General features: G+C 61.7%; 8 protein-coding genes. All 8 read left to right on the forward strand.

The features are described 5' to 3' along the window. The first annotated feature begins 65 nt into the window (after positions 1–65). Positions 66–962, forward strand: coding sequence for a hypothetical protein (locus ACFWF3_RS18745; protein WP_379314644.1), 897 nt, complete (start codon positions 66–68; stop codon positions 960–962). A gap of 3 nt (positions 963–965) precedes the next feature. Further along, positions 966–1637 (forward strand): hypothetical protein, encoded by a 672-nt coding sequence (locus tag ACFWF3_RS18750; protein WP_379314637.1) that lies wholly within the window; start codon positions 966–968, stop codon positions 1635–1637. Continuing rightward, a complete protein-coding gene (locus ACFWF3_RS18755; protein ID WP_379314638.1) occupies positions 1634–2701 on the forward strand; it encodes a hypothetical protein in 1068 nt (355 codons plus the stop codon). Before ACFWF3_RS18750 ends, ACFWF3_RS18755 begins: the two co-directional genes overlap by 4 nt. Next, positions 2698–3501, forward strand: coding sequence for a glycosyltransferase family 2 protein (locus ACFWF3_RS18760; protein ID WP_379314639.1), 804 nt, complete (start codon positions 2698–2700; stop codon positions 3499–3501). The genes ACFWF3_RS18755 and ACFWF3_RS18760 overlap by 4 nt, the downstream gene beginning before the upstream one ends. Beyond that, positions 3498–4529 (forward strand): hypothetical protein, encoded by a 1032-nt coding sequence (locus ACFWF3_RS18765; protein WP_379314640.1) that lies wholly within the window; start codon positions 3498–3500, stop codon positions 4527–4529. Before ACFWF3_RS18760 ends, ACFWF3_RS18765 begins: the two co-directional genes overlap by 4 nt. A 67-nt stretch (positions 4530–4596) precedes the next feature. Continuing rightward, on the forward strand, positions 4597–5991 hold the full coding sequence (gene tyrS / locus ACFWF3_RS18770; protein ID WP_379314641.1) for a tyrosine--tRNA ligase: 1395 nt from the start codon (positions 4597–4599) through the stop codon (positions 5989–5991). Continuing rightward, the gene (locus ACFWF3_RS18775) at positions 5969–6679 is read left to right on the forward strand and encodes an HAD family hydrolase (RefSeq protein WP_379314642.1); all 711 of its coding nucleotides are present in this window, start codon (positions 5969–5971) and stop codon (positions 6677–6679) included. The genes tyrS and ACFWF3_RS18775 overlap by 23 nt, the downstream gene beginning before the upstream one ends. Next, positions 6676–6966: alcohol dehydrogenase catalytic domain-containing protein (locus ACFWF3_RS18780; RefSeq protein WP_379314643.1), on the forward strand; the 291-nt coding region annotated here is incomplete at its 3' end. The genes ACFWF3_RS18775 and ACFWF3_RS18780, both read left to right, overlap by 4 nt.

Raw genomic sequence — 6966 nt, forward strand, 5'->3', positions numbered from 1 at the left:
GGTCGCACGCGACACCGCGCGGGCGCTCTACGGTCGCGGTCCTTGGATCGCTGATGACGGCAGTCATGGCCCGAGGTCCGGAGCCAGATGACGTCGAGGCACTGCTGCGGGCGGCCTTGGCGCTCGATGACCGCCCACCGGCTTCGGAAGTCGGCGGTGCGGGCCCTCCGGTGCTACTGCTGGCGGGCAGCGGGAAGAAGGGCGCGCGCACCCTGAATGTGTCGACTCCCGCCGCGCTTGTCGCTGCGACTGCTGGAGCCAAGGTGATCAAGGTCGGTTCCGCGGCGACATCCTCAGCGCTCGGATCGCGTGATCTGGTGCGCGCTCTCGGCGTGCACGAGCGTCGGACAGCTGAGGAGGTCCGCGGTGATCTGTCACGCACCGGGTTCTCGTTCGTTGCGATCGAGCCGGAAATCCCTGTCCTGGACCAGCTGTACGGGGGACGTTTTCACGCGCCGAACCCGTTTTCGATGGGTTTGGCCGCTCTCGCCAGCCCGGTTCGGGGTGATCGAATGGTGTTCGGCTTGGCGCATCCACGAGTAGACGTAGCGGCGCGGGTGTTGAGGCGATTCGGTATGGCAGATGTCGACGTAATCGGTACGCGTCTGCCCGACGGCCGCTACATCGATGAAGTCGGAGCCTTCGGCGAGTTCCGGCGCTGCCGCGTACGAGATGGTCGTCTCCGACCGGTCGAAATCGAGACGATCACCGGCATTCCGGTGTCCGACTTGCCCGCTCCTGTGGCTCCGGAGGAGGCGATCGCGTTGACCGGTGATCTGCTCGCCGGCGCGGGGCTGGACAGCCACCGAGATCTGGTAGCCGTGAACGCCGCACACCTTCTCGTCCTCGGCGAAATCGTAACTTCCCTGGCTGCCGGGATCCGAATCGCAAACGACATCATTCGAACCGGCGCGGCATCGAAATACATCTCGGAGCCGAACAAGATCGATCGGAGCGCGTGACCAGTGGAACTCGATCATGAAAACCATTTCCTTGCACGTGGATACACCCAGCGTGTTCCTCCCGAGTACTTCGTGGATATTGATGACTCCGGCATCATCTGGCAGCCGGACGTCTACCCCGTGGCGCTGAAGGCTGCATACGATCACGGGTGCGATGTCGTCATAGATTTGGGTTGTGGCCGTGCTGGGAAATTACTCGAGCTCCATGAGTCCGATCTTGATATGGGTATTGTCGGCGTCGATTTCGGCACGAATATCGACTGGTGCCGTGCGAATCTATCGGTGGGGACCTGGCTGGAGGCCGACCTGGAGCATACCGTGACCCTGCCGCTGTCGGCCGAACTTATCGGCCGTGCGGTAGTGGTCTGTTCAGATGTGCTGGAACATCTGATCGATCCGCGTCCGACGATGCAGCTGATCTGCTGGTTGCTCGATCAGGGCGCGGCTTGTGCGGTGCTGAGCACGCCTGCGCGGGACAAGCGCGTCGGCGCACAGCATTTGGGCCCACCGTTCAATCCGTCCCATGTGCGGGAGTGGACCCGAGACGAGTTCCAAGCCTTCTTGCAGAGTTTCCCCATCTCGATCCAGCAGTTCGAACTGACCCGCAGCGATGATGCGGGCGGTGGGCAGACTACTCAACTGGTCGTCTTGGGGCCAGGGCCGGAGCCGACATGACAGCAGTTCGGGTGCTCCACGTCGCCGGCCGCACCCCGTACGCACGCAAACTGCACGACGCGAATATCCGCATAATCAACGGCACCACTGTGGACGGCCTGGAGATTCCTCGGGACGTCACCCTCGACTGGGTCCTGGCGCACCGACCGTGGGAACTGTTGGATGCGGTGCACATGCACCACCCGGACTTCGATACGGTCGAGCACTTACGACTCGCAATGTCAGAATGCCGTCGAGCGGGAAAGCGCTCTATCTTTACAGTTCATGATCTCGATCCGATCTTCGGTAGTCGGGTATCGCACCAACGCAGGCTGCGTGCCCTCGCTAAGTGTTGCGCGCAATTGGTCTGTCTTACACACGAAGCCAACGAGAATGTTCGCCGCAGATTCGGTACGAATACCGTCATGGCGCCGCATGGCTATGTAAGCGCACCTGGGACTTTCGAGCGCCGCCCGGATCGCGAATTCGGTGCGCCGACTCGCTTTCTCGTCTATGGTTCGCTGCGGCAAAACCGGGATGTCGAACTTTTGGTCGCGACATGGCGGTACGCGCGGAATCTGAAGGACACGACGCTGCATCTGTTGTTGCGCGCGCCATCACGTGCGAGCCTGGTCGAGGACCGGGATGCGTGGCGGGCAATTCGCGAGCACTCTGCCGACCCACGGCTGAGCGTGGATGTCCTTCCGTTTCCGAACGACGCCGACGTGAACGAGGCTGTCGCGGCATCGGACTGCCTGGTTCTACCCTATCGGTGGGCGAGTCATTCAGGCCAGCTCGAGCATGCGTTCGACCTCGGGGTGCTGCCGGTCGCTTCCCTCACCGGCTATCTGGCCGAGCAGGTCGCTTTGCACGACGGTCTCGCGCCGGAACCGGTATGGTTCGACTGGACCGCTACCTCCCCGTTCGCTCACGGCGCTGAACTGTTGCGGGCTTTGCAGACAGCGCATGCCATGATCCAGAACGGTTGGCGCGCCGAGTATGCCGACAAATTCGCCGATCATCGTCGTCGCGAGCACCTGGACATAATGGGTATCCATCACGCGGTGTACGAGAGTGTGCGATGAGGAGGAGCAGCGTCGTACCGACCGTATCGATCATCGTGCTGAATTTCAATTACGGTCACTATCTCGGCGAGGCGCTGGCGAGCGCGCTGGCGCAGCGACCGGGAGGCTATCACCTATCGGAGGTGGTGGTGATCGACGATGGATCGACCGACCACAGCCACACCGTGTACGCGGATTTTCCCGAGGTTCGGGTCGTGCGCAAGCAACACGAGGGGTTTCCCGCCACGCTGACGAGAGCCGTCGGTGAGTCGTCGAGCGAATGGTTCGCACCGCTGGATGCCGACGATGCGTTCGTGCCCCACAAATTGCGCACACTTGCGCCCTATCTCAGCGACCCGGACCTCCTCGTTATCCAACACGCGGAGTTCGTAGTAGATTCCGAGGGCCGTCCATTCGGTGCGGGCACACATCCAGGTGGCGCCACGAGCACATTGTTGGTGCGCACCGATGTGGCTCGTGACCTGCTGCCGGTCACGAACGAATTGTTCTTCCATGTGCCAGCGGAGCTCGGGCATGGAATACGCCTTCCGAATCCGCTCACGCGATATCGAGTCCATGACGCGAGCATGACGGATAGGCGGAACCCCGGTGTCTTCGCCGACTATATGGCCGACATACACACCGATGTAGCCGAACGCCTCGAGAGCCTGTCCCTGACCCCGCCGAGCTGGGCGGGACCCACAGAACTCGCCTCACTCGGTCCCGGGCATCGGGAACGAGCTGCGCGATTGCGCGCGGACGCACGAGACCGACGCCAGCACGAAGCAATGACATCCGCCCACAAGGAGAACCTCCGATGAGCCGAGCCGTACTCTTCTCGGAAAACTATTACCGCAGCGTTCTCGACGAGTTCGGCTATCAGCCCTTCGACCTGCGGCAGTTCGACTTCGACCTGTCTGGGTTAGCCTCGGAGACGCTCAACGCCCGATACCTTTGCCACCATCACGCCGAGCGGTTTCTGGATACGCCTGCCGAGCGCCGCATTGTGACAACGGGATTCGGCATGTCCGGCGTACCCCATCTGGCCACCGTGTCACACATACTCAAGATGATCGAACTGCAAGGCGGTGGTGAGCAGTGCCAGATCGTCCTCGGCGATCTCGACGCCTACAATGGGAAAGCGAAGCCGTACAACGAAGTTCACGAACTGGCGGAGCGTTTCCGGGAGTACAGCGTGCGGCTGGGCTTCGACCCCGCGGCCGGCATCCTGCGATTCCAGGAGGGCCAGCTGCGAGCCCTGGAGACGACGTATCTGCTGGGACGCTACGTAGACCAGGCAGACCTGGATGCGGCGGAGGAGGACAATCACCGCTACTACGCGGCCCGAGGACTGGTCGATACCACGATGACCTTCCGTCGAGCGTTGTCGCTGTCGCTGATGGCCGCCGACTTCGTCACGTTGGGGCAAGATTACGATGCCGTACTGGTGATGCTGGGTGTGGACGAGCATCGCTACGTGCGCTTTGCTCAGCAGATCCGCGCGAGGTTGGACGGACACTCGCCACTACGGTCGGAATTCGCGCTGAGCGCGACCTACACGCGCATGGTTCGCGGCTTCGGTGGCCATCCCAAGTTCAGCAAGAGTATCCCAGGTTCGGCAGTCGACGTATCGACACGGCCTGAGGAGGTATACCCGCTGCTGGCCAGCGAACCGCCTGTACCCGAGGAATCGGCAACGTATCAGCTGATGTGCCAGCTGCCGAAGTACGACGGTGAGAGGTTGCGCGAGCTGCATGCCTGCTGCCGAACGGGCGGATCCGCATGGGATCGGTCGGTGCGCGAGCTCAGTGACTACGTCGTCGAAATGATTGCCCTGTGGCCGCGCTGACTGAGCGCGAATCCGCCTGTGCCGACAGATACTATGTAGCGACATCCAGTTGTCAGGAGACTATTTGATGACGCGACTGAGCCAGTCCGTTGAACGCGTTACCGACCTGCTCCAGAACAAGGACCTCGCGACCGAGGTCATCGTTCGCGAGGTGCTGACCGAGACCTGGCAGCGCCGCAACCTCGATCTATCGGATCTGTCACCGGCCGATCAAGCCGACTTGATCGGCTCACGCGCCCAGGAGTTGCAGCCCTCGGTAGGCAGTCTTGCCGAACGTATCGTCGCTGCGCGCGATCAGGGTCGACAGTTCATCGCCAAATTCGGTATCGATCCTACGGGCGCCGACGTTCATCTCGGTCACGCCGTTCCGATGCTGGTCCTCAGCCGCTTCCTGCGAATGGGCCACCACGTGGTCTTCATCGTCGGTGACATGACGGCCAAGATAGGTGACCCTTCGGGCCGGTCCGACGAACGCCCCGCGCTGACCGACGACGATATCGAGCGCAATCTCGCCACCTACCGTGATCAAGTCACCCCTTTCTTTGATTTCGATCGAGCACAGTTCCGCCGCAACGGTGATTGGTTGCGCGCGATCACGCTGCCGGAGATAATCGGGATTACGGCGCAGATCCCGGTATCGATGTCGCTGCAGCGGGATGACTTCCGGAAGCGTCTGGAGGCCGGCCACGGACTGTCACTGGCCGAGTTGTTGTATTCAGTCGTCATGGCTTTGGATTCGGTAGAGATTGCCTGTGATGTAGAGATCGGTGGGATCGACCAGTTCCTCAACATGCAAATGTGTCGAAAGGTCATGGACATCTCTGGTCAGACTCCCGAACTGATTGTTGCCACCTCGCTGGTCGAGGGCACCGACGGGACCGGTGCCAAAATGAGCAAGTCCAAGGGTAACTATGTGCCGCTAACGGCTGCGCCGGGGGAAATTTTTGGAAGGATCATGTCGGTTCCAGATCGCCTCGTGGAGCCCTATTTTCGAGCGCTCTCGGAATGGCAAGATTCCGAGTTGGCAGTTGTTGCGAAGAGCATCGGATCCGATTCGCTGCACCCGATGGAATTGAAGAAGCTGCTGGCCGGGGAGATCACTGCGGCTATTCACGGCGTCGAAGCGGCGATGACTGCGCGCACGGAATTCGTGGCCCGCTTCTCTCGGCGTGCGTTCGGCGAGGTTGCGAATCTGCCCACCATCGATGATCTTTCGCTCCCGGTCATCGAGGTGGTGAAAGCTCTCGGTTTCGCGAAGAGTAACAGTGATGTCCGCAGAATCGCACAGCAGAATGGGCTGAGGCTGGTTTCCGAGTCCGGGGACGGGCAGATTCAGATCACCCTGAGCGAGGACGACGTGCGCACCCAATTGGCGACTATCGTCGAGGGGAAGGCCGAGCACCGCGAGGGGGAGCTCTATCTCAAGGTCGGTCGTAACCTTGCCCGCATCGCCACCGTGTGAGAGGCCCATCGGAGCCATCGTTCTCGATCTGTTCGGCACGCTCGTCGATGCGCCCACACCGATCGAACTCGCCTCCATATCAACTAGATTGGGAGGTCGGCTTGATCGCCGAAGTACGGTGATCGAGGACTACTTTCGCAGTACGTGGCTGGTTCGGCACGACGGAAGGCTGGCCGGCCTGAGCGATCTCGCCGCCCACCTGGTCGAAGCCGTAGCTGCTCCGAAATCGGCGATCGAGATCGTTGTCGACGAACTGTACGCAATTGCCCGGTGTCGGGTGACGCCTCACGAGTCGGTTCTGCGCACCCTGGAATCGCTTCGCGACAATGGAATTCGGCTTGCAGTTCTCAGCGATGCCGATGCTGGCGTGGCTGCGGCGTGGCCCGCGAGTCCCTTGGCGGCGCTGGTCGACACCGCGGTGTTCAGCTGTAGGGCAGGTGCGACGAAACCTGATCCACGGTTGTACGCCCGAGTGTGTACAGACTTGGAGGTCGCACCGAGCCGCGCGCTGTTCGTGGGCGATGGCGGTGGCGACGAGCTACATGGCGCACTGCGCGCAGGTTTGAGCGCGCTAGCGGTACGGCGACGGGGCAGCGAAGACGCCCTCGTCTACGGCGCCGTCGACTGGTTCGGCCCGGTCATCGGTGCCGTCGAGGTGCTACCCGAGTACCTGGGTTGTTCGATATGAGGGCTTGGGAGATTCGTGCGGGCGTGCTCGGGCTGCGAACGGTGCAGCCCGCCGAGCCGAGCGATGATGAGGTCACAATCTCCGTTCATCTGGCCGGTTTGTGCGGAAGTGATGTAGCGAAACTGGTGAATCCCGGCGCATTCCACCTACCGCCTACGTGGCGCCCCGGCCACGAGATCGTGGGCGCCGATCCGACTGGCCGCCTTGTGGTGGTTGATCCGTTGATATCGTGTGCCGATTGTTCTCGATGCCAGGCCGGGGATGTTCACTTATGCTCGTCGCTACGT

This window comes from Nocardia sp. NPDC060220 (assembly GCF_042727815.1).
Taxonomy (GTDB): domain Bacteria; phylum Actinomycetota; class Actinomycetes; order Mycobacteriales; family Mycobacteriaceae; genus Nocardia.